A 22,238-nucleotide genomic window follows, 5' to 3' on the forward strand; every position below is an offset into this window, starting at 1 on the left:
ATGTCTACCAACGTGTTAATGACTGTTCCTACTGGCCCTGGTGTCGGACTAACCTCTGTGTCAGTCGGACTGGTTCGTGCATTGGAACAACAAGGTTTGAAAGCAAGTTTTTTCAAACCAATTGCACAGCCACACCCAGGCGATACTGGCCCTGATCGTTCGACTGCGATGGTTGCTCAGGGATCAACGCTTCGTCCAGCCGACCCTATTCCACTCCATGAAGCTGAACGATACCTATACAACGACTCAATTGATGAACTTATGGAAGAGGTCGTGGGGCGTTTTCAAGCCAGCATCGAACCTGATTCCACCGTCATTGTTGAAGGTCTTGCGCAAATCCCAGGCCACCCATACGCTACGCGTTTGAATAAAGCTATTGCCCGCACATTAGATGCTGGCATCGTTTTAGTCACAGCACCGAACAAAATGCGAGTAACCGAACTTGAGCACCATGTAGAAATTGCTGCTGGCTCTTACGGCGGGATTAAAGCAGAAGATGTCATAGGCTGCATTCTTAACAAAACACAGCCTGGCTCTTTGGGGATGAAATCTTACGGGGATTCATTCGCTCAGCGCTCTATCTTTAAACGTAACTTCAGTCTTCTAGGGCAAATTCCAGCGTCAGAAGAATTGACTTACCCGCGTGTTAAAGATGTGGCAGATTTCCTAAGCGCCAAAGTCATCAGTGCTGGAGAAATGGACACACGCCGCATCCAGTCTTACACCCTTTGTGCTCGTGGCGTTGAGAACATGCTAGAAGCGCTTAAGCCAGGCGTACTAGTATTTACTCCTGGCGACCGAACCGATGTCATCATGGCGACAGCCATTGCCGCCCTAAATGATACGAAAATCGCTGCTTTAGTGTTGACAGGTGGTTATCAGCCTAGTGAAGCCCTTATGACGCTGTGCGGCAAAGCCATGGCGAAAGGGTTACCAATCTTATCCGTAGACAGCAATAGCTGGGAAACAGCGATTAAGATGCAATCATTTAACCAAGAAATTCCGCTTGATGACAAAGAGCGAATTTTGACGGTGAAAGAACACATTGCTCGTTGTATTGATCATGATTGGATCAATACGTTCGCTCTGAATAATGAGGAACGAAAACTTTCTCCTCCAGCGTTCCGTTATCGATTGATTGAGCAGGCTCGTTCACTGAATAAGCGTATCATTTTGCCTGAGGGTGAAGAGATTCGTACTATTCAAGCAGCTTCTATCTGCGCTGAGCGTGGCATCGCACGCTGTACCCTATTAGGGAACCCAGATGAAATACAACGCATTGCTCAAAACAATGGCATTGAATTAGATTTTGGTGTTGAGATTCTTGACCCAAGCTCAATACGCGATAAGTACGTAGGCCCTATGGTTGATCTTCGTAAACATCGAGGCTTAACAGATATCGTAGCACGCGAACAACTTCAAGATAACGTTGTACTTGGTACAATGATGCTGCAGCAAGATGATGTTGATGGACTCGTCTCGGGCGCTGTGCATACAACAGCCAATACCATTCGCCCTGCCCTACAGCTTATCAAGACATCCCCTGATTCAAGCCTGGTGTCTTCGGTATTCTTTATGTGTCTACCAGATCAGGTTTTGGTTTATGGAGACTGTGCCATCAACCCAGACCCTACCGCAGAGCAATTAGCTGAAATTGCCATTGAAAGTGCAATGTCGGCACAAGCGTTTGGTATAACACCACGAGTTGCAATGATCAGCTACAGTACAGGTGGTTCAGGTTCCGGCAATGATGTAGACAAAGTTCGTGAAGCAACAAGAATTGCTCAAGAAAAACGTCCTGATATTTTGATCGATGGGCCACTACAATACGATGCAGCAATAATGGAAAAAGTTGCTAGTCAGAAAGCGCCAGGTAGCAAAGTAGCAGGTAAAGCAACAGTGTTTGTGTTCCCGGACCTTAATACTGGCAATACGACCTATAAAGCGGTGCAAAGAAGTGCTGAAGTAGTAAGCATTGGACCTATGCTTCAAGGTATTCGAAAACCAGTGAACGATCTGTCTCGTGGCGCTCTGGTCGATGACATTGTTTACACTATTGCAATTACAGCAATACAAGCTGGACAGCTTTCTAATTAAACTTTCATTGATCATAATCTAGACAAAAAACAGCTATTTGATTACATTATTATAAATAGTTAATTTAATTTAGTGGCTGTTTTATGTCTGGCAGTGTCTCTCTTGCGATAGAAGCTCAACGCTTTATTTACGAGCGCACGAATACTATCGCCTTGTATTCAGGCGACCCAGAGCCATCGCGTGAAGACGCTTCACCTGAGCAGTCTCGTGCAAGTTCCGATGCAACTGTGACCATCTCTCAAGAGGCGCAAGCACTTCTTTCAGATTCAGACAGCAATCAAGACTCAACTGCAGATTCTAGCGAATCCGTAGAATCTGCAGTTGAGGATAGCTCAGAAAAGATCGACGATGATGACTCTGAGACCTCCAAGCCCTCCACTACATCAGACAATTTAACTGAAGAGGAACAGGCTGAGGTAGACGAGCTTGCGGAGCGTGACGAAGAAGTAAGGGTGCACGAACAAGCTCACTCATCGATTGGCGGTCAGTATGCAGGTAGTCCATCGTATAGTTACGAGCAAGGACCTGATGGTAAACGCTATATTACTGATGGTGAAGTTCAAATTGATGTCAGCCCTATTGCCAATGATCCTCAAGCAACTATCGATAAAATGCGTCAAGTTTACCGAGCTGCACTGGCACCCGCTGAGCCCTCTTCAGCTGACCGCTCTGTAGCGAATGAAGCACAACAAAGGATCGCAGAAGCGACTGCAGATCTTGCAAGATCAGACGAGTCGAGTACCTCAAATACTTCTACAGTGAATTCATACTCTCGCTCTACCTTAGAAATAGACAGCCTTTATGGTCAATCTACTGCCATGACAGGAGCTCAAGTAAATATAACTGCATAATTCTAAAATTGTCACTGGATGTGACAGACCACTCACATTACACATTATTTCATGGAGGAAATACGTAATGAATCAAAATGGATCTAAAGGATTCACCTTAATCGAACTGATGGTTGTAATCGCCATTATCTCAATCCTTGCTGCTGTTAGTGCGCCTACTTTTGAGTCACATATAGCAAAAGCCAATCTGGTCGATGTTCAGCTATATGCTAGCAGCACATTGGGTCAAATAGATGAGTTTGTTCTTACTCATTCTGCCTTCCCAACTAGCTCAGAATTTGAGGACTTCAAAACCAGTCCTTCAAATGTAGATTTGATTAAATCAGCCACCCTCTCAAAATTAGATAAGCTTCAAGGCAGCGTAACGATCACATTCAATTCTGATATTGGTATTAATGAAGACACGTTCATTAAATACTCTAGATCCTCAAATAGCATCTGGAGCTGTGAAACCAGTTTAAACGCTCAATTATCACCTGAGCAATGTGTGATCAAGCAGTAGAGGGTGATCATGAACTTAGAGAAGTTAATAAGGATGGCCATAGATCAGGGTGCATCCGATATTCATATATTGATTCAAGATAACCTTTCCTATATCAAGCTTAGAACTTCAGGAAAACTCAGCGAGGAAAGTGTTATTACCAATGGCGCTATTCTTTTAAATAGAATAAAAATTCTTTCCAACCTCAATATCGCTGAAGCACGCAGGGTTCAAGAGGGTATGTTCGCATTTGAATATGGCAATCAAAACTACTCAATTCGTGTAAGCATCATGTGTTCGGACAGAGGTGAAAAAGTAGCCCTAAGAATTCTAAACCCATCTCTCAAATTACCGTTAAGTGAACTAGGATTAAGTGAAGACGCTCTAGCAGTACTAACCCATAGCATTCAGCTGAAACATGGGTTAATTTTAGTTTGTGGTGCTACTGGTTCAGGTAAAACTACGACACTGTACTCATGTTTAAACGAAATAAATGACGGTAGTCGTTCAATTTTCACAATCGAAGACCCCGTTGAGATACCCACGACTGGCTTATATCAATTTGAACCAGATTTGAATCTTGATATTGGCACTCATGACTTACTTAAAGCGTTTATGAGGCAAGACCCAGATGTCATCATGATTGGTGAGATCAGAGATGCAAAGACTGCAGATTTAGCGATATCAGCCGCTCTAACAGGTCATTTAGTTCTTGCCACACTTCATACAAACAATGCGCTAAATGTCATACATCGCTGTGAAAACTGGCAAGTTGACTACTTCGCTTTAGTCAGCTCACTAAAGTTAATTATTCATCAATCAATGATGTTTAAAGCAGACAAGGCAAAACCAAAATTTACTTTTTTACAACCTAATTGGGAGCAGCAGCTCCCAAGGGACTATAGCCAGCTTATTACCCAACCGGATATGTGGCATCATTTAGAAGGTACAGAGTAATGATTTGGTACCGTTATAAAGACGAATTGCTTTTACCCTTCATGGATCCTAAAGAAGCCATTAAGTATGCATGCACCAACCAGCTGGACCTAGCCTATTTTCACGAATTCAAACTCCATGCAATGAAAGTCCAACAATGTCTCCAATATTTAGAGCAGGTATTATTTCATTGTAACAATGGACACAGTTTACAAAACGCCCTTTTAACGCAAGACCCTAAACAATACTCTGAACCAATTCGACCATATGTAATGGCAATAAAAACACAGCTAATGCAAGGTAGAAATATTACTGAGTCAATCAGCCCTTTTTTACCATTAAGCATACGTAGCTTCGGCAAGAACATACCGGTTGAAGGTACAGAAGAGAGTAAGGTCATGGGACTGTTAGTCATCTTGGATGCGTTAAAAGAGCAAAATCAACTGACAGCACAACTTAAGAAATGCTTAGTGTATCCATTTTCGGTCATACAAAGTTCAATGGTTTTAGCGGCTTTCAACAGCTTACTTAATGAGACAAACAGCACTCAAATTCTCACCATTTGGCTATTAGTCTGTTTAGGGCAGATCTCATTATTTTTATGGATAAATAATGGTAAAGCTTATGTTCAGCTATGTAATCTGCTACCCAGCTTTCGGATCAGACGCACACTCATGCTACTCACGGCATGCATTAAAAGTGGACAGCCACTACATAGTGCCATTAGAACACTCATGGAGAGCTCTTCAGGAAAGCTAAAAGACGAATTGACCTTTATGTACTTTCGACTTCTTAGCGGAAGGGAAACAACAGATTGTCTACCTAAAGGCTGGATTCCGAAACAATTTACTTTAAGCATGTCTCAAATTACAACAACTGGAGACGTCATCACACCTTTAGTACAAACCGTCGAATTTTGGAAGGACTACAATTTCAAACGGATCTCTTGGCTATCCAAAGCCTTCCCAATTGTGGGAATAATGATAGCATCCATATTTGTCACTCAAACACTTATTACTTTGTACGCACCATTAATGGAATCAGGAAGTTTTGGATTATAATTTAATCATTTATGTCATTGCCCTACTTTGTTTAGGCAGCACTCTCTCAGCCCTAACCTATAGATGGAACCTTGTCGCCCAGTACTCATGGCGGGCTGAGGCACATGAATTTATAGAGCTTCCATTTTATGAACCAAAGCCATTGAGCTTTTTCAAAGGCAGGTCTTGCTGCCCAAAATGCGATCACAGGCTTCACTTCACTGACTTGATCCCTCTTTTTAGTTTCTTACGATTAAAAGGACGTTGCCGACATTGTCATGGCTCTATATCTTTTCGTTATCCATTGATTGAGCTAATGACATGCGCAGCCTTGCTCCCACTCTATTGGTTGGCTACTTCTCAAACAGAGTGGCTAATTCTTGGTTTGCTAATCACATCATTAATTTGTGCAACAGTGATTGATGCTGAGCACCTATGGTTACCTGATGAATGTACTTTTGTCGTCTTCTGCTGCGCTTCATATTTATTTTTTATAGCTGGAGAACAAAATGTCCTACCCAATATATTTATTGGCATCTTCGCCTATCTTAGTGTTTACGGTTTGCGTCTATTATTCTTAACGCTTCGTGGTATTGAGGCAATTGGGTTGGGAGATGCAAAGCTTCTAGCTGCTTTAACTTACTGGCTTGGACCTGCATCGTATAGCTCAATACTTTTTTTTGCTTCAGCTTTAGGGCTACTTTGGGCTCTCATCACGCTAAAAAATAAAGCCACTAAAATTCCCTTTGGACCTTTCTTAATTTTTTCAGCTATTTCGTACTTTTACTTAGGACACATGCTATGAATTCACAACATCGACCTCCTGTAATTATTGGATTGACAGGAGGTATAGGGTCGGGCAAGTCAACTGTAGCAAATCTATTTAATGAGCTGGGAGTGGAATCAATAGACGCCGATGATATTGCACGAGAAGTTGTCAAACCAGGAGAACCGTGTTTAAAAGAAATCGTAAGCGTCTTTGGACAAGAAGTTTTGACATCAAACGGCCAGCTAAATCGCGCCGCCTTGCGTGAAATTGTCTTCTCAAGCCAAGAACTTCGTAAACAATTAGAGTCAATCACTCATCCGGCAATTCGTGAGCGTATGCATCATAAGTTACTACAATGTCATGGTAAAATAGCGTTGATGGTGCACCCTCTTTTATTTGAAACAGGTCAAGATAAAGAATGCAAATACACCATCGCTATCAGCACACCTAAATCATTACAAATTGAAAGGGTAACGCTTAGAGACAACAATTCTCCCGAACAAGTAGAGCGCATTATAAATACACAGTTAAGTGACCCTGAACGCTGCTCAAAAGCCGATTTTATCTTGGAAAACACTAGCAACTGCGATGAATTGAGTGTTAGAGTCTTTCAGTTGTACAATAAATTACAAACAATATTATTCTAGAATAAATGGATACTAAAACTCTAATTGCTTGTCCTACATGTGGTGTAAAGTCACCTTGGAGCACAGAAAACAAAAGTCGTCCTTTTTGTAGTTCGCGCTGTAAGCTAATTGACTTAGGCGAATGGGCAAGCGAAAGTTATGCAATACCTCAGCAAACGTCTGATGAGGATGAAATTTTTTCCGAAGATCTTGTTGCAAATCCTAATAAGTCGTTCCTTTAGTAACAGAGAGATTGAAGCAGGATGAATAAGCCTAACTTTTCAGATAAAAAAGCATTACTGATAGAAGACATGGCTGAAGCCCGAATCATGCAAAAGAAAATGCTTAATGATTTTGGTTTTAAATCAATTGAAATTGCCATGAAAGCTGAAAGTGCCATTGAGCTCCTTCGCACTCAATCTTATGATGTTATTTTATCTGACTACAATTTAGGTAATGGTAAAGACGGTCAGCAACTACTTGAAGAGGTCCGTCATTCTCACCTTATCCCCAATACGTCAACGTATTTGATGGTAACGGCAGAAACGTCTACAGAAATGGTGATGGGAGCTATTGAATACAGTCCAGATGGCTACATTACTAAACCTTTTTCACAGGCGATGCTAGAGCGTAGATTATTAAAGCTCATGATGAACAAAGAGCAGCTTCTAGAAATCAATAAAGCGCTTGACGCTAGCGACTATGAAAAAGCCGTTACCGAAGCACGTAAGGTATCAAAAGAAAACCCTACTCTTGCAAGCCGATGCAATAGAATCATTGGTGACTCTTTAATTAGCTTAGAAAAATACCAAGAGGCACTAGAGGTTTTCAAAGCTTGCCGTAAAGAATCTAGAATGCCTTGGGCGGTATTTGGAGAAGCTAAATGCCATTATTTTTTAAATAATGTAGATAAAGCTGAACAAAAGTTTAGGCAGCTGACACTTGATAATAAATTCTTTGTAAGTGCTTACGATTGGCTGGCAAAAACGCTCGTTAAAAAAGGCGAACTGGATGAGGCTCAAGCCATCTTAGTTGATGCTGTAGGTAGATCACCAAAGAATTTAAAGAGACAAATAGAGCTCGGCAAACTCAGCCTTGAAGTACATGATAATTTGATGGCAGAAATGTCTTTCAGACGCGCTGTGTTTTTAGCTAAGCACTCTTGTTTTAATGAAGCTGATGTTTATCTGCAACACATGACTTCCATCGTCGCCCTAGCACGTGAAGGAGACATTCCTTCTAGGCAAATCAGCAATTTCCAAACTACACTAGAAAAGGTTCATCAAAGCTTTTTTAACTCTGCAAAAGTCAGAAGTGAGTCTTATCTTTTAGAGATGGAATTGTATGCCGCCCTTGGCGACACAAAGACGATGCACCAGATCGAAGAAGTTTGGAATAATGACATTGAGTCAGGCCAAGCGGAACCAATCACACCCGCTGCACAGAGCAGAATTAACCAGATTAAGTCGTAAAGCAGTTTATAATGCAAAAAATTGACATAAGCACTATTTTAGCCAGCGCGATCCATGAGAGCAAAAACCATCTGGGGACCATACTGTATCAGCTAGAAACTCTTAAGAGACTAAATTTACCGACTGATGGGGCTATGGCGCTTAGAAAAGTTGAAGAAGGTATGAAACAACTCAATGATGAGTGGGTAGAATACCTTTACTTATATAGACTCGCATCAGATGGTTACCATGTTCATTACGAATGCCACTCCATTGATGAATTTTTAGATGACCAAGTCTTTGCTCTTATGCCCTCTGCTTCCGCAAAAGGACTACAATTAACTTATAATGTCTCTCAAGAATTAACTGGAATTTTTGATGAGAGGTTATTGACTGCTGTTGTTAGCACCGCCGTCTATAACGCGCTCAGGTTTGCAAAAAATTCCATAGAGATCAACGCAGCCATTGAAAATGATTACTTAGTAGTCAGTATTGAAGATGATGGAAAAGGCTTCGAAAAAACAGCGCAAGAGGAAGACGAATTGCTTTTCCAAACCAACACTGGCTTAGGATTATATTTCGCCGAACTTTCGGCTAATGCGCATAAAGCGGATGAAAGATCCGGCTATATACTAAAACAAACGTCGGATCGAATTGGTGGCGCTAAACTTGCCATTTACCTCCCTCAATAACCTACTCTTCTAAGGAATGAGCATATCAATGCGTCCGCCACATGAACCTTCATTATTTTTGAGTTTCGTGTGGCCATGAACACCTTGGTTATTATGTAAACGCACTACCTTATCACAGTAAAACCAGCCTGCATTTTGGCTCGACACATTTTCCACGGGATCTCCAGCAATTAATGCTTCATAAGAGGCCAAAATAAAATCTGGATAACCTTTACCATTATCAATAACAGATATATGAAGTCCTTCTTCACTAGTAGTGAACTCAATTTCTATTGTATCTTCTGTATACCTTAGTGCATTCAGCAGTGTAATTTGCAACACGTTACTTATAAGCTGAGGATCGAGATACCAACTAAGGTCCTCTCCCTTAATATTCACTTCAATAGTCTTATGCTTTAATAACGTATCAAGACCCGCTAGTGCATCCTCAACAACATCCATTACGAAAGTATCTGTCGAGTTCACAACCAAATGATCGTCACTAACAAGGTATAAGCCATACAACTGATTAATAACATTTTGCATTCGTACAATTTCATATTGCGCTTCTACAAGCTCATCTTTATTTACACTCTCATTCCGGTTGATAGTGTTATCGAGATTGAACAAAACTTGGCTTAATGAATTACGCATATCCTTTATAGAAGCCTCGATGACTTCCTTAAAAGGTAGTTGTGATTGGTATGGCATACAATGGCTCCTAAAACATAACTTTATAGTGTTTAGTCAAATATTCTTTCAGGGCACTCAGTCGTTTGTATTGTTTGTGAGAGGGTGACACATGTTTTAAACGCTGTATCGCCTGAACACATTCAGCGACCATGTGCGGCTCATTACCCTTTTCTTCCATTAATTTTAGGCAGGTTTGTACCAAATTAAGATTGAGGCCTGGATGGCGAGGAGATACTTCTAACGCAGTTTTGAACTCATGAATTGCTTTTAAATAGTCTTTCTGAGAGTAATAACTTAAGCCTTCTTTGTTCAACGCTTTCGCTTGAGCTTTTGCACCCAAGCTGACCGGTTCGTCAAGAAAATCTGCCGCTTGCTGTTTTAAAGCATCGCTCGTAGATTGGTCATTAACAAGAGAAGCTAAAATTGTTTCAGCTTGCTCATGCTCACCTGCATTGTAGAGAGTTTTGCCATATTCAACCACTAAGTCTTGTGGTAACCCACCTTCTAAATCTGATGCCAGCTGTTTGGCAGCTTTTAATGATTGTTGCGCTTCTCGCATCTGACCTTGTGAAGCATGAAATCTACTTTCTGCTAGCGTTTTACGAAGCTTCACTGAGTCATCATCTGCAAAACGTTTAGATACAACAGTTAGCGCTTGACTAGCTTCTGCCAGCAACCTTTTCCTCTCGATACTGCTTTCAACTTGGCTTGCTGACTCAGCTACAATATCAACCAACTGAATGTAATCATCCGGGTTTTCATGTATGGAATTAATACCAAGTCTGACCGTTTGCTGACTGGCCTTGAGGGCTGATTGAGGATCACCATTTGCTAGGCTAACAGACGCCATATGTTTTTGACGCTTGTGAATACGAGGAGATATTTTAATCGCATCATCAAGTACTGCTTGAGCATCTTCTAAACGGCCTGTCTTCTCATATGCTGATGCTAATAAATCGTAAGCAGAAATAGTTTGTGGGAAGAGCTGTATAACCTTTTGCAATATTGAAACTGCATTAGCCAAATCATCTTCCTCAAGATACTTTCTCGCCAATCCGAGCAAAGCCCAATCTACATCACGCTGTTCTAACTCGACCTGACAAAGACGCTCTAATTCTTGTAAAGCACCTATACTTAAGTACGCATCAACCAATGTGCGTTTACACCACGCGGCATAACGCCCTTGTTGTTCAATGTGCTGTGCACAAAGAGGAATTAGTTCTTGGTATTTTTGATTTGCCAACAAAGTTTTCATTGATGACAATGCTTTAGTTTGAAGAAATTGTCGTTCAAGACGGCGAGCTAAAACAGCTTGCGTGAAAGGTTTTGAAAGATACTCATCTGGCTGAGATTCCATAATCCCCATTACGACATCTCGGCCAGTTTCAGCAGATACTATAATAAAAATATTTGTGGGTTTTAAAAGTTGTAGCTCTCTGAGCTCCTCCAAAACCTGCTGCCCGTTTTTTCCGCCAGTCAGTCGAAAATCACAAAGAACTATGTCATAGCGACGTGAACGGCAGGCTTCAACGACACCTTTTCCACTCGAAGTCTGGTCAACGTGCTGTATTCCAAGACCTTGAAGCATCTGGCGAATTGAGACACGCGAATTCTCAAATTCATCAGCAACTAGAGCTTGAAGGCCAGCATATACAGAAGATTTTTGAGCTGCTTTACCTTGAAATAACGATTTATCCACGTATTGAACCTAAACTTTTATTGATTACTTTTAAGGTACTCAACCATTTTCTGGCCTGCGACCTTTATATGATCTTCAAGTAAGCATAAAGATTGTTCGAACTGTTTATTTTCAATTAAGTGAAATAACTGCTCATGCTCACTTTGGCTTGTGTCACGATAGTTTAAAGGTCCATCCTGAAACCCCATATAACGCCTCACTTGCTCATTAAGTATAGCTACCACATTAAATAAAGTCGGCCTATTTGCCACTTTGTATAATGTTGCATGCAAATCCCAATTTAGCTGACCGCGCTCAAGCAAGGTTAAACAAGGGGCATTAAGTTGTAAATTAATATCTTTTGCTCGTCCTAATACTTCATGAGATAAGTTAGGCAATGCATGCTCTAATAATTGAACTTCAAGCGCCATGCGCATTCGATATAAGTCTTCAGCTTCTTGCCAATTTAACTCAGGAATCATCACCCCTGCCTTACCATGAGCAATCAACCACCCTTGATTTTTTAACAATGCAATCGCATCACGTATTGGAATTCTACTCACGCCATAGATAGAAGAAAGCTCCTGCTGACGCAACGGGCGCCCTTTAGGTAACTTGCCATTTAAAATATCGTCTTTCAGTTGATCTACAAGGTCCACCATTTTTAATCCTACTTCCTAAGGTTTTGAATAAGTAGTACGGTTAAACCAAAACTAATTCCCCAAAATGCTGAAGCAACACCAAAAAATGAGACACCTGAAACCGTAGTTAAAAACGTAATAAGAGCGGGTTCACGATAACGCTCCTCATCGAAAGCCGCTTTAAGGTTAGCTGAAATAGTGCCTAATAAAGCAATGCCTGCCAATGCAGCGATCATTGTTTTAGGAAAAGCAGCGAACAAGCCTACTACTGTTGCCCCCCCCAAACCTGCTAGAGCATAAAATATGCCAGCAGATAACCCCGCAATATAGCGCTTAGAAGGATCTTTATGACACTCTTCATTGCTACAAATGGCGGCAGTAATGGCAGCTAAATTAAATGCAAAACCACCAAAGGGTGCCAGCAATACAGTTGAAACCCCCGTCCACGAGATAATATTAGACACGGGCGTGTCATATTTACTTGCGCGCATTACAGCAACACCTGGGATATTTTGTGAAGAAAGCGTGACAATAAATAAGGGAATGCCAACCCCTAAAATTAATGAAGTGTTCCACTCTGGGGATACAAAACTCATTGCACCAATTGATATGGGAATGTCATTAAAACTTGCATGCGGTTGTAATAGCACCATTACAACGCCTGCCACTAACACCATAATGACCGCATAACGTGGCAAAAATACCTTACAAACTAAATAGGTAACCATCATGACTGCAACGATGAGCGAATCCGTCTCAAGTGATGTAAAAATCGACACACCAAAATTAAATAGAACACCCACCAACATGGCACATGCTATCGGCAAGGGAATCCAGCGCATCAAGCGGTCAAATAATCCTGTGATACCTAGCAGCAACATCAACCCACCCGCAAACATAAACACGCCTATGGCTTCTGCGTAGGTTGCACCATTCAAACTAGTAGCTAATAAAGCGGCTCCAGGAGTAGACCAGGCAGTGATCACAGGAGACTTATACCAAAGAGATAAGAAAAAGCAGGTTGCTCCCATGCCCAAACCTAACGCCATGATCCAAGAGACTTTCATTGCTGCGTCGGCGCCTGCCATATCCGCTGCCTGAAATACGATTGCCACAGAGCTGGCAAAACCAATTAACACCGCCACAAAGCCAGCAGCAACAGCACTCAAGCTAACATCTTTTATTACTTTCATTAGGTAGATCTCCTTAATTAAAGAGACCATATCACAAAGATTAAAAATGTATACATTTTTAATAATGTATTAATTTTAGTGTTGCAGCATAAACCCTACTAACCCCAACACAAAGCCAAGTACTGCTCCAAATGGAGGAGCCCAGTGCTTCTCAAGCTTTACTTGCGGAGCGATATCCTGAAAGACAGCATATAAAATTCCACCAGCCGCCACTAACATAATTCCAGCTACCAGTGCTTCAAAGTTAGCTAACCAGAAATACGCGATCAGTGCAGAAACTGGCCCCATCAGTGCTAAAAGTAAAAACAGAAATAAAATACGCTTATCAGACAAGCGTCCAGACTGTCTTAGCTCGCGAAACGCGTTAAAACCTTCAGGTAAGTTTTGCATGGCAATGAGTGAAGCCAATAAAAAGGAAGAACCTTTTCCAAGTGCCAGTGAGGCACCAAGTGCGATGGATTCAGGAATAAAATCCGATAGCATGGCAATTAACTGACCAGCCGCACTCTTATGCTGATATAGATACCGATCAATGCCCATAAATAGTAGTCCACCAGCTAAAAATAACCCGGCACTTACCGCGACAGAAAACGGCACAATCCCTTCCGGCACTAACACTAAAGCAATAGCGGAGAGTAAAGCGCCACCGCCAAAGGCTGTCACACTGTGCCTTAACTCCTCATTAAGCCAATTTGGCCTAATTGCATCTATTGTTGCTAGACAACCTCCCAAGGGCATTGCCAATCCAGCGCCTAATGTTAATAACAATATATATATCCATTCTGGCATATTAGTTTCCTTGTAAAACAAGAACACCGCCTAGTAGTGGCGGTGTTCTGTTAAGCAATGAACCCTAAGATCGACGTTCTATTGACTCATGTAAGCATTCAAGAATGCTTGAGTCCTCTCTTCTTTAGGGGCAGTAAATATCTGTTCAGGCTCGCCCTCTTCTACAATTGCGCCCTGATCGAAAAAGCACACTCTATCACTAATTTCCCGAGCAAAATACATCTCATGGGTCACAAGCAACATAGTAAAACTATGCTTCTTAGCTAGGTTTCGAATGACATCGAGGACTTCGTCAACCAATTCAGGATCCAAGGCCGAAGTAATTTCATCAAGCAATAGAATGGCAGGTTTCATAGCCAAAGCTCTAGCGATACCCACACGCTGTTTCTGACCACCTGATAATTCATTAGGATACATATCCGCTTTATCGGTCATCCCAACTAACTCTAATAACTCGTCGGCAATCGCTTCAGCTTCAACTTTAGATTTACCCTGCACTCGCATGGGTGCTTCAGTGATATTGCGCTTAACACTCATGTGTGGGAACAGATTAAAATGCTGAAAAACCATTCCTAAATGATGGCGCATTTTGTGAAGGTGTTTTTTATCTGCAGGAACTAAGCCATTTGGCGTACGTTTATGCCATAGAGGTTCACCAGCCACATTTACCCCCCCCCCTTCGATTCCTTCTAAGGTCATTAGGATACGCAACAGGGTGCTCTTACCAGAACCACTTGGACCAATAATGGATACAATTTCTCCCTCTTCAACCGAAAAGTTAAAATCTTTAAAAATGACCGTATCACCAAAACGTTTTTCAACGCTTTGGAATTCTATTAAAGGTTGACTCATTTCAATGTTATTCCTTCTTTCGGAAAGTGTCTCTCAACGCAATGAATTCCATAGGCGGCAACCAAACTAAACAGTAAATACAACATACCAACTAACGTGAAAGGCTCTAAATATCTGAAGTTCTCGGAACCGATGATTTTCGCGACTTGTAGCATTTCAAGCAAAGTAATAGCGGAAAGTTGTGGGGTCTCCTTAAACATTGCAATAATATAGTTCCCAGTTGCTGGGATCATGGGCCTTAAGGCCTGAGGCAAAACAATGTCCTTATAGGTGTCAAAGATACTTAAGTTTAAAGCTCTAGCTGCCTCCCACTGCCCCTTTTCAACACCGTCAATCCCACTTCGAAAGACTTCTGAAAGATAAGCTCCGTAATGGAGCCCAAGAGCCAACACTCCCGTCAAAAGTGGTGACATACTTACACCAAACTCTGGCATCACGTAATAGAGGAAGAAAATCTGTACTAAAAGTGGTGTGCTTCGGACAAACTCAACAATCCAATAAGTTATAAAACGAATTAAAAAGAAGCCACTTCGACGTAATAGCGCAAATGCCAACCCAACGATAATAGCCAGACAACTGCCCAATAAAGTGGCCATCAATGTAACTTTTGCTGCCTCAAGTATGGTCGGCAAGACCTCTAGCGTGAACTGCCAATCCCAATCAAATCCATTCATTGGCCTAACCCTCCACGTCCTAAACCTCGGCTTAACTTTTTCTCCAATACTCTAAAGACTACAGCCAGAACTTGAGCAAAAAGGAAATACAACACCAAAACTACAGCAAAAATTTCTGTGACTTGAAGAGTCATATCTGCTAAAGATTTTGCCCTGTAAGTCAAATCTGCAATGGTTATCAATGAAACCAAAGAAGTTGCTTTCACAAGCTCAATAGCTAAATTTCCAAAAGGAGGAATCATGTTGACCAGCGCTTGAGGCAGTAAAATACGCCAAAGCCTTTGGGTTGAACTAAAATTCAGTGCAACAGCCGCTTCATATTGACCTTTTGGTACAGATGCCATGGCGCCACGTACAACTTCAGTGCCATAAGCCCCAATATTAAGACCTAAGGCGACTACCCCTGCCGTCATTGCGTCAAACGAAAAACCAAAGAAAGGTAATACAAAGTAGATCCAGTATAATTGGATCAAAGCTGATGTTCCGCGAAAAAATTCAATGTAGATTACTGCTAAGTACTTAATGGGTTTTGGTGCGTAAAGCCTTAACATACCAAAACCAAACGCCATCACCGCTGCCAAGGGAAGAGCTAAGGCCACAATTTTGAGTGTGACCCAAGCTCCCTCCAGCAGGATAGAGACAATTTCGCCAAAAGGCATATCTCTCTCCTACTCTACTTTATGGCTGACACAGTGTTTCAGCGGTTGCCGAACCAGGCAGAGTATGTTCACCAAAGCCATACTCTTTCACCATAGCAATATGTTCTGGCGTAGCAATAAACCCTTTAAGCTCTTGGTTGAAGGCATCCCTAAGACCCTCATCTCCTTTCCTAAACCCAAAAGCACCATAACCTTTGATAGGTTCACCATTTATGACCAGATCTTCGAAGGGTTGTGCTAAGGTTACACGATCATCTTTTTGAGCAAGAGTGGCCATAGTAAGGGATGTACCAGCTAGAGCATCAATGCGCCCAGCCTTCAAAGCGGCAACACCAGATGGGTAATCCGGCAAAGTGACTATTTTATTCATACTAATGCCAAAATCCTTGGCATAGCCGTATTCTACTGCTCCAGACATCACTCCCATTTTCACATCTTGCTGGTGAACATCTTCATAACCATGAAGGTTTTTTGGATTACCATTTTTAACCAAAAAACCCTCGCCTATGCTGTAGGTTGGGTTCGAAAATAATACTTGCTGACAGCGTTTTGGCGTAATATACATACCAGCCGCAATAACATCGAATCGCCCTGCTTTCAAACCAGGAATCAGTGCTCCAAATTCCGTCACAACCACATTGACATCTTTTACACCTAAAGACTCCAACACATGAACAGCAATACTTGGGGATTCACCAGCAGGCTCACCAGCCGGCGTTGTATAGCCGTATGGTACTTCGTTGGCAACACCGATTGTTACTTCTCCGTTCTTTTGTATATCAGTTAACGTATCTGCGTTAGCGTTAAGAGTGGCTGCACATATTGATAAAGCTACCAAACTACGATTCCAATTAGTCATGCTCATTGTTTCTCCTAATAATTAGAGCTCAAAGTTATGTCCTAGCTCATCGTAAAGAATCACTAAAAAACATTCAAACAGATTACATGTCTAAATATTTGAAATCGAAATATTTGATCATTCTAAATTTTATATTTTTTTAAATTAATGTTTATATTTCAATAACTAAAGATATTTAATTTAGATATTTGAATATTTTATAACTAAACTTAATGTGCACTTATGAATTCATATTCACCTCGACCAAGATACGCCTCTAAGCACTTTCAGGTTACCAAAGTTTGCAGGTTGGCAGTGGTAAAAATGACTCAAAAATTGCTTTGAATTTGACAACATTAGCCTTATTATCGCGCGATCTTCATTATTGAGCGTTACCACGTGAAAATTGTTTCTTTTGATGCTTTAAGATCTCTTCACCTGCCCAATGTGCAATACATCAAACCCGAAAACATGTACGCGCATTTAGACGATATTCGTGCAGCAGATTGGGTGATTTTTCCTGAGTATTGGCAGCTTAACGCACTTGTTCATGGGCTTAAAAAGCGCATTTTCCCAAGCCTTTCATCGTATATGGTAGGTCATGATAAAGTCGAAATGACGCGTACATTTATGACCATCATCCCAATGAATCATCCTTATACAGAAATCGTCGCCAACACGCCGTATGAAGCCGATCGCATCTGGGACATTATGCCAACGCCATTTGTAGCGAAAATACCGCGCAGTAGCATGGGGAATGGTGTGTTTTTGATTGATAATACGATTCAATGGCGTGAGTACTTAGAAAAAAGCTCTGTCATTTACGCTCAGGAATATCTTCCAATTGATAGAGACCTTCGAGTCGTTTGGGTTGGGGGCAAAGTAGTCAGTGGTTACTGGCGCCTACAAGCCGACAAAGGGTTTTACAACAACATCAGTCAAGGTGGAAAGGTTGAGGTCGCACTGATTCCAAAAGAAGCACTGGATTTAGTTCATTTTGTAGCGACTTCATTAGGTATCGACCACGGCGGTTTCGATATTGCGATGGTAGGTTCAATTCCATACTTAATAGAATTTAATCGCATTTTTGGAAACCAAGGCGTCAAAGACCTTCAGCAAAGTGTTGATGCAAGCATTATCGAGTATCTCGAAAATGAGCTTCCAACGGAAAATATGGTAGATATGATCGTTTAAAAAAGGAGTGACAATCACTCCTTTTTTAGTCAATACAACTTAATTATCTGTATTCAACCCAAGCTTCTGCACCTAAAACAACGTCTTCTACGTTTTTCTTGTTTGCAAGGCGCTTGGTGATTCTTTGTATCAATGCTGTCATCGTTCTTACTCCCACTCTGTTAATACAGATATGATACGTTTGAAAGATGACAATCAGAATTTGGTATAAACTAATTCGCTTATATAAATTAGCTATCAATACCTTGGCAGCTCAATCCCTTCAAACAGTGAATCAACGTCCTGTCGAGTTGGCATTTCCATCGCTTGCATGACCAAATCTTGTGTTAGGTGTGGTGCAAAAGATTGGATAAACTTGTACATATAACCGCGAATAAAGGTATTCGAACGGATGCCAATCTTAGTTGTGCTATCCGCAAATAAATGCGAAGCATCTAGTGCAACAAGATCTGCATCTGTTTCTTGGTCGTAAGCCATGGTAGCAACAATTCCAACCCCCAAGCCTAAGCGAACATAGGTCTTGATTACATCAGAATCCGCAGCTGTAAATACAACATTCGGCTCTAAGTCAGCGCTTTGAAACGCTTCATCTAACTGCGAACGCCCTGTGAAACCAAACACATAGGTGACAATTGGATATTGAGCCAAAGCATCAAGCGTTAGAGTGTCAAGTTGCGCCAATGGATGATCTTTAGGCACCACGACTGACCTATTCCAAGTGTAACAAGGTAGCATCACGAGATTACCAAACATATCTAAAGCTTCAGTCGCTATTGCAAAATCTACAGCACCATCATTGGCCATTTCAGCAATTTGCATAGGCGTCCCTTGATGCATATGAAGCGTGACGTCAGGATAACCTTCAATAAATTTATGAATCACATTTGGCAAAGCGTATCGGGCTTGCGTGTGGGTAGTAGCAATGTCTAATGATCCTTTTCTTTCATCACTAAATTCTTTGGCTACTTTTTTAATGTTTTGCGTTTGATTTAGAATCTCGCCTGCCAGTGCAATAATTTGTTTGCCGGCGGGTGTTATGTGAGTCAAATGCTTACCACTGCGCGCAAACACTTCGATACCTAATTCATCCTCGAGCAGTCGGATTTGTTTACTAACTCCCGGCTGAGAGGTATACAAACTTTGTGCAGTTGCCGAGACATTTAAGTCGTGCCTTGCGACTTCCCAAATATACCTTAGCTGTTGTAGCTTCATTGGCCGATTATCCTTATTCTAAAAAGAGTTAAAAACATAAAAAAATATTACTTTATAGAATAGTAAAAAAGCTCTATGGTTGCCAACATTAATCTAGTAAAGATGCATAACAATGGATTTTATTTGGTACATTATGGCCGGCGTTGGCGTGGGCTTAGCGGTAGGTATAACGGGTGTCGGCGGTGGATCATTAATGACTCCCCTTCTTTTGATGTTTGGTTTTCCACCTCACATTGCAATAGGTACGGATCTTCTCTATGCCGGCATTGCTAAAAGCACCGGCGTAGTCATGCATGCAAAACGTGGCAATGTTAATTGGCGAATCATGGGGGCCATGGCCGCTGGTAGCTTACCCGCATCATTTGTCACCGTTTGGGCATTGTCGCAATTTGAGCATCCAGAGCACTATCAGCATTTATTGACTGGAACATTGGGGCTTATGTTAATTATCACCGCTATCGTGATTGTTTTCAGAAAGCATATACATCGGTTTTTAAAGTTCAACATTAATGAACGGCAAGGTTCCACTGCGATATTTCTTTGCGGCCTCGTGCTTGGCATATTCGTTACTCTCACCTCTGTAGGAGCCGGTGCACTTGGAACCGCTATGATGATGCTGCTTTTTCCTGCTATGCAAGCAAGGAATGTAGTAGGCACTGATCTTGCCCATGCTGTGCCGCTAACGTTGGTTGCAGGAATAGGCCACGTCTTTTTAGGGAATATTGATTACAACCTCCTTGCAGGACTTTTGCTTGGTTCCATACCCGCCATCTACATTGGTACAAAGGTAGCCTCTTTTGTACCAAACAAAGTATTACAACCAGTATTAGCAACCGCATTAGCAAGCTTTGGCGTAAAATATCTGTTTTTCTAACTTTTCAATTCACCACCTAATTGAGAAAGGCACTCATTTGAGTGCCTTTTTTTATTTCAAATTCATTTTTTAGCATTTTTATTTATAAAGACTCTTCATTGTTCCTCAGAAAACCTGTAATGTACCTTACACATAAAAAAACAAGCAATTCAATTGCACAAAAAGTTATATTAGGATTTATAGAGATGAGTGATTCGCGTTTAGAGGACTTAAATATCGCCTCTTTCAGTTCTTTGGTTACCCCGCAAGCTCTTAAGCAAGAGCTTCCATTAAGCAATTCTATCCGTGAGCAAATTGCTCAATCACGTGATGTGATTAAAAACATTATGGACGGTACAGATCACCGTCTAGCTATTGTGATTGGACCTTGCTCTATCCATGACCCTGAGGCGGCGTTAGATTACGCACGCCGTTTAAAAGTTTTATCAGAGAAAGTAAGCGATTCACTTTACATTGTTATGCGAGCTTACTTTGAAAAGCCGCGCACCACGGTTGGTTGGAAAGGCTTAATAAACGACCCGAATCTAGATGGAACATTTGATATCAATAAAGGTATGCGTGTCGCTCGCAAACTTTTGGTCGACCTTTCAGAATTGGGCCTTCCTCTTGCTACAGAAGCATTGGATCCGATCTCTCCTCAGTACTACCAAGACCTAATCAGCTGGTCTGCAATCGGTGCACGTACTACTGAGTCGCAAACTCACCGTGAAATGGCATCTGGCCTTTCTGGCCCAGTAGGTTTCAAAAACGGTACAGACGGATCAATGACGGTTGCCGTTAACGCGATGCAATCCGTATCCCACCCACACTCTTTCCTTGGTATCAACGAAGGTGGCCAAGTAACCATCGTGAATACAAAAGGTAATGAGTACGGACATCTTGTACTACGTGGTGGTAACGGCTTACCAAACTACAGTGCAGAACACATCGCAGCAAGTGAAGCGGAACTTACAAAAGCAGGCCTTAAGCACAACATTATGGTGGACTGCTCACATGAGAATTCAGCCAAAAAGCCTGAGCGTCAACCAGAAGTAGCGCTAGACGCAACTCGCCAAATCATTGAAGGTAACAACTCAATCATGGGCTTGATGATTGAAAGCAATATTGGCTGGGGCAATCAAAAAGTGCCAGCAAATATTAGCGAGCTTGAATACGGTGTATCAATTACGGATGCATGTATTGATTGGGCAACTACAGAAAAAACGCTACTAGAAATGGCTGAAGTACTAAAAGACGTTCTGCCAAAACGCCCTCGCTCATAAAATGTTATAGCTTTGAAATAAAAATGGAGCCGTTGGCTCCATTTTTTATGTCTGCAATTTAACTTAGCAAACCTTACATAAAGGCGTTGTCTGTTACTGTGTGGTCTGTCGCATCTTTAACAGCCGTTAGACCAGGTACTTTTTCAACCAACGTTTTTTCAACGCCTTCTTTAAGTGTTAAATCTACTGCACTGCAGCCTTGGCAACCACCACCAAATTGTAGAACAGCGACGCCACCCTCAATCACTTCTACCAACTTCACTTCGCCACCGTGTGCAGCAAGACCCGGGTTGATTTCAGAATACAAAACGTAGTTAATCTGATCTTCAATCGGGCTATCAGCGCTTACTTTCGGCATCTTAGCGTTAGGTGCCTTGATGGTTAATTGGCCGCCCATTTTCTCGGTGGCGTAATCAACAAATGCTTCATCAAGGAACGGCACTGAGTTAGCTTCCATATAAACACGAAGCTTAGGTAGGTCCAATACTTCATCTGTTTCGACGACTTCTTCAGGACGGCAATATGCCAAACAAGTTTCAGCGTATGGTGTACCAGGCTGCTGAATAAAAATACGCACAGCCATACCCTCTACACCTTGCTTATCTAGCAAACCGCCTAGGTATTCTTGCGCGCTGTCTGTAATCGTGATGTTCATACTCACCCTTATAAAATCGTGTGATCATTCAATAGCACTAATGTTACCCCACTATGATTGAAAAACAAAAGACCCAGTAAAGAAGTAAAGTATTTTTCTCAT

24 protein-coding genes are annotated in these 22,238 nt (G+C 41.6%); 13 read left to right on the forward strand and 11 right to left on the reverse strand.

The features are described from left to right. The 10 genes from pta to JHD44_RS14865 all read left to right on the forward strand — a co-directional run bounded on the left by pta (position 1) and on the right by JHD44_RS14865 (position 8,943). Positions 1-2,097, forward strand: coding sequence for a phosphate acetyltransferase (gene pta / locus JHD44_RS14820; protein ID WP_199463545.1), 2,097 nt, complete (start codon positions 1-3; stop codon positions 2,095-2,097). Between the two features lie 83 nt (positions 2,098-2,180). Continuing rightward, the gene (locus tag JHD44_RS14825; protein WP_199463546.1) at positions 2,181-2,948 is read left to right on the forward strand and encodes a putative metalloprotease CJM1_0395 family protein; all 768 of its coding nucleotides are present in this window, start codon (positions 2,181-2,183) and stop codon (positions 2,946-2,948) included. A gap of 67 nt (positions 2,949-3,015) precedes the next feature. Then, positions 3,016-3,450, forward strand: coding sequence for a pilin (locus tag JHD44_RS14830; RefSeq protein ID WP_199463547.1), 435 nt, complete (start codon positions 3,016-3,018; stop codon positions 3,448-3,450). Between the two features lie 9 nt (positions 3,451-3,459). After that, positions 3,460-4,386: a GspE/PulE family protein gene (locus tag JHD44_RS14835; protein WP_199463548.1), complete on the forward strand. Its 927-nt coding sequence runs from the start codon at positions 3,460-3,462 to the stop codon at positions 4,384-4,386. Then, the gene (locus tag JHD44_RS14840; RefSeq protein WP_199463549.1) at positions 4,386-5,426 is read left to right on the forward strand and encodes a type II secretion system F family protein; all 1,041 of its coding nucleotides are present in this window, start codon (positions 4,386-4,388) and stop codon (positions 5,424-5,426) included. The genes JHD44_RS14835 and JHD44_RS14840 overlap by 1 nt, the downstream gene beginning before the upstream one ends. Then, positions 5,416-6,210 (forward strand): prepilin peptidase, encoded by a 795-nt coding sequence (locus JHD44_RS14845; protein WP_199463550.1) that lies wholly within the window; start codon positions 5,416-5,418, stop codon positions 6,208-6,210. The genes JHD44_RS14840 and JHD44_RS14845 overlap by 11 nt, the downstream gene beginning before the upstream one ends. Further along, positions 6,207-6,821 carry a dephospho-CoA kinase gene (gene coaE, locus JHD44_RS14850; RefSeq protein ID WP_199463551.1) on the forward strand — a complete coding sequence of 205 codons (615 nt, stop codon included), beginning with the start codon at positions 6,207-6,209 and terminating at the stop codon, positions 6,819-6,821. Before JHD44_RS14845 ends, coaE begins: the two co-directional genes overlap by 4 nt. A 5-nt stretch (positions 6,822-6,826) precedes the next feature. Continuing rightward, positions 6,827-7,042, forward strand: a complete 216-nt coding sequence (gene yacG, locus JHD44_RS14855) for a DNA gyrase inhibitor YacG (protein WP_199463552.1) — start codon at positions 6,827-6,829, stop codon at positions 7,040-7,042. A gap of 21 nt (positions 7,043-7,063) precedes the next feature. Then, positions 7,064-8,272 (forward strand): response regulator, encoded by a 1,209-nt coding sequence (locus tag JHD44_RS14860; protein WP_199463553.1) that lies wholly within the window; start codon positions 7,064-7,066, stop codon positions 8,270-8,272. An 11-nt stretch (positions 8,273-8,283) separates the two neighbouring features. Beyond that, positions 8,284-8,943: a sensor histidine kinase gene (locus tag JHD44_RS14865; RefSeq protein ID WP_199463554.1), complete on the forward strand. Its 660-nt coding sequence runs from the start codon at positions 8,284-8,286 to the stop codon at positions 8,941-8,943. Between the two features lie 9 nt (positions 8,944-8,952). Here JHD44_RS14865 and JHD44_RS14870 read toward each other — a convergent pair whose 3' ends face one another. The 9 genes from JHD44_RS14870 to ehuB form a co-directional block, all read right to left on the reverse strand. Further along, positions 8,953-9,633 (reverse strand): sensor histidine kinase, encoded by a 681-nt coding sequence (locus tag JHD44_RS14870; protein ID WP_199463555.1) that lies wholly within the window; start codon positions 9,631-9,633, stop codon positions 8,953-8,955. Positions 9,634-9,643: 10 nt separating this feature from the next. Then, entirely contained in the window at positions 9,644-11,314 is a 1,671-nt protein-coding gene (locus tag JHD44_RS14875) for a tetratricopeptide repeat protein (protein WP_199463556.1), read from the reverse strand. A 17-nt stretch (positions 11,315-11,331) separates the two neighbouring features. Then, positions 11,332-11,955, reverse strand: a complete 624-nt coding sequence (locus JHD44_RS14880) for a GntR family transcriptional regulator (protein ID WP_233402173.1) — start codon at positions 11,953-11,955, stop codon at positions 11,332-11,334. Between the two features lie 8 nt (positions 11,956-11,963). Next, entirely contained in the window at positions 11,964-13,127 is a 1,164-nt protein-coding gene (locus JHD44_RS14885; RefSeq protein WP_233402175.1) for a benzoate/H(+) symporter BenE family transporter, read from the reverse strand. A 75-nt stretch (positions 13,128-13,202) separates the two neighbouring features. Beyond that, a complete protein-coding gene (locus JHD44_RS14890) occupies positions 13,203-13,916 on the reverse strand; it encodes a ZIP family metal transporter (RefSeq protein WP_199463558.1) in 714 nt (237 codons plus the stop codon). A gap of 78 nt (positions 13,917-13,994) precedes the next feature. Continuing rightward, positions 13,995-14,768: an ectoine/hydroxyectoine ABC transporter ATP-binding protein EhuA gene (ehuA, locus tag JHD44_RS14895; protein WP_199463559.1), complete on the reverse strand. Its 774-nt coding sequence runs from the start codon at positions 14,766-14,768 to the stop codon at positions 13,995-13,997. After that, on the reverse strand, positions 14,765-15,442 hold the full coding sequence (ehuD, locus tag JHD44_RS14900) for an ectoine/hydroxyectoine ABC transporter permease subunit EhuD (protein ID WP_199463560.1): 678 nt from the start codon (positions 15,440-15,442) through the stop codon (positions 14,765-14,767). Before ehuD ends, ehuA begins: the two co-directional genes overlap by 4 nt. Further along, positions 15,439-16,101: an ectoine/hydroxyectoine ABC transporter permease subunit EhuC gene (ehuC, locus tag JHD44_RS14905; RefSeq protein ID WP_199463561.1), complete on the reverse strand. Its 663-nt coding sequence runs from the start codon at positions 16,099-16,101 to the stop codon at positions 15,439-15,441. Before ehuC ends, ehuD begins: the two co-directional genes overlap by 4 nt. A 19-nt stretch (positions 16,102-16,120) precedes the next feature. Next, the gene (gene ehuB, locus JHD44_RS14910; RefSeq protein ID WP_233402177.1) at positions 16,121-16,966 is read right to left on the reverse strand and encodes an ectoine/hydroxyectoine ABC transporter substrate-binding protein EhuB; all 846 of its coding nucleotides are present in this window, start codon (positions 16,964-16,966) and stop codon (positions 16,121-16,123) included. Positions 16,967-17,338: 372 nt separating this feature from the next. Between ehuB and JHD44_RS14915 the strand changes: the two genes are divergently transcribed. Next, entirely contained in the window at positions 17,339-18,133 is a 795-nt protein-coding gene (locus JHD44_RS14915) for an ATP-grasp domain-containing protein (RefSeq protein WP_199463562.1), read from the forward strand. Positions 18,134-18,370: 237 nt separating this feature from the next. On the opposite strand, the gene cysB is transcribed toward JHD44_RS14915, so the two are convergent. Continuing rightward, a complete protein-coding gene (cysB, locus tag JHD44_RS14920) occupies positions 18,371-19,345 on the reverse strand; it encodes an HTH-type transcriptional regulator CysB (RefSeq protein ID WP_199463563.1) in 975 nt (324 codons plus the stop codon). Positions 19,346-19,457: 112 nt separating this feature from the next. Here cysB and JHD44_RS14925 point away from each other — a divergent pair, with 112 nt between their 5' ends. Next, positions 19,458-20,219, forward strand: a complete 762-nt coding sequence (locus JHD44_RS14925) for a sulfite exporter TauE/SafE family protein (RefSeq protein ID WP_199463564.1) — start codon at positions 19,458-19,460, stop codon at positions 20,217-20,219. A gap of 185 nt (positions 20,220-20,404) precedes the next feature. Next, entirely contained in the window at positions 20,405-21,481 is a 1,077-nt protein-coding gene (locus JHD44_RS14930) for a 3-deoxy-7-phosphoheptulonate synthase (protein WP_199463565.1), read from the forward strand. A 73-nt stretch (positions 21,482-21,554) separates the two neighbouring features. On the opposite strand, the gene nfuA is transcribed toward JHD44_RS14930, so the two are convergent. Further along, positions 21,555-22,136: a Fe-S biogenesis protein NfuA gene (nfuA, locus tag JHD44_RS14935; RefSeq protein WP_199463566.1), complete on the reverse strand. Its 582-nt coding sequence runs from the start codon at positions 22,134-22,136 to the stop codon at positions 21,555-21,557. Between the last annotated feature and the right edge of the window lie 102 nt (positions 22,137-22,238).

Source organism: Marinomonas ostreistagni (assembly GCF_016461785.1).
Lineage (GTDB): Bacteria > Pseudomonadota > Gammaproteobacteria > Pseudomonadales > Marinomonadaceae > Marinomonas > Marinomonas ostreistagni_A.

Coding starts and splice junctions, on each gene's coding strand:
- JHD44_RS14825 (WP_199463546.1), top strand. CDS start 2,181: ATGTCTGGCAGTGTCTCTCTTGCGATAGAAGCTCAACGCTTTATTTAC.
- JHD44_RS14890 (WP_199463558.1), bottom strand. CDS start 13,916: ATGCCAGAATGGATATATATATTGTTATTAACATTAGGCGCTGGATTG.
- pta (WP_199463545.1), top strand. CDS start 1: ATGTCTACCAACGTGTTAATGACTGTTCCTACTGGCCCTGGTGTCGGA.
- cysB (WP_199463563.1), bottom strand. CDS start 19,345: ATGAAGCTACAACAGCTAAGGTATATTTGGGAAGTCGCAAGGCACGAC.
- JHD44_RS14830 (WP_199463547.1), top strand. CDS start 3,016: ATGAATCAAAATGGATCTAAAGGATTCACCTTAATCGAACTGATGGTT.
- JHD44_RS14930 (WP_199463565.1), top strand. CDS start 20,405: ATGAGTGATTCGCGTTTAGAGGACTTAAATATCGCCTCTTTCAGTTCT.
- ehuD (WP_199463560.1), bottom strand. CDS start 15,442: ATGAATGGATTTGATTGGGATTGGCAGTTCACGCTAGAGGTCTTGCCG.
- yacG (WP_199463552.1), top strand. CDS start 6,827: ATGGATACTAAAACTCTAATTGCTTGTCCTACATGTGGTGTAAAGTCA.
- nfuA (WP_199463566.1), bottom strand. CDS start 22,136: ATGAACATCACGATTACAGACAGCGCGCAAGAATACCTAGGCGGTTTG.
- JHD44_RS14870 (WP_199463555.1), bottom strand. CDS start 9,633: ATGCCATACCAATCACAACTACCTTTTAAGGAAGTCATCGAGGCTTCT.
- ehuC (WP_199463561.1), bottom strand. CDS start 16,101: ATGCCTTTTGGCGAAATTGTCTCTATCCTGCTGGAGGGAGCTTGGGTC.
- JHD44_RS14840 (WP_199463549.1), top strand. CDS start 4,386: ATGATTTGGTACCGTTATAAAGACGAATTGCTTTTACCCTTCATGGAT.
- coaE (WP_199463551.1), top strand. CDS start 6,207: ATGAATTCACAACATCGACCTCCTGTAATTATTGGATTGACAGGAGGT.
- JHD44_RS14865 (WP_199463554.1), top strand. CDS start 8,284: ATGCAAAAAATTGACATAAGCACTATTTTAGCCAGCGCGATCCATGAG.
- JHD44_RS14885 (WP_233402175.1), bottom strand. CDS start 13,127: ATGAAAGTAATAAAAGATGTTAGCTTGAGTGCTGTTGCTGCTGGCTTT.
- JHD44_RS14880 (WP_233402173.1), bottom strand. CDS start 11,955: ATGGTGGACCTTGTAGATCAACTGAAAGACGATATTTTAAATGGCAAG.
- ehuB (WP_233402177.1), bottom strand. CDS start 16,966: ATGAGCATGACTAATTGGAATCGTAGTTTGGTAGCTTTATCAATATGT.
- ehuA (WP_199463559.1), bottom strand. CDS start 14,768: ATGAGTCAACCTTTAATAGAATTCCAAAGCGTTGAAAAACGTTTTGGT.
- JHD44_RS14835 (WP_199463548.1), top strand. CDS start 3,460: ATGAACTTAGAGAAGTTAATAAGGATGGCCATAGATCAGGGTGCATCC.
- JHD44_RS14860 (WP_199463553.1), top strand. CDS start 7,064: ATGAATAAGCCTAACTTTTCAGATAAAAAAGCATTACTGATAGAAGAC.
- JHD44_RS14925 (WP_199463564.1), top strand. CDS start 19,458: ATGGATTTTATTTGGTACATTATGGCCGGCGTTGGCGTGGGCTTAGCG.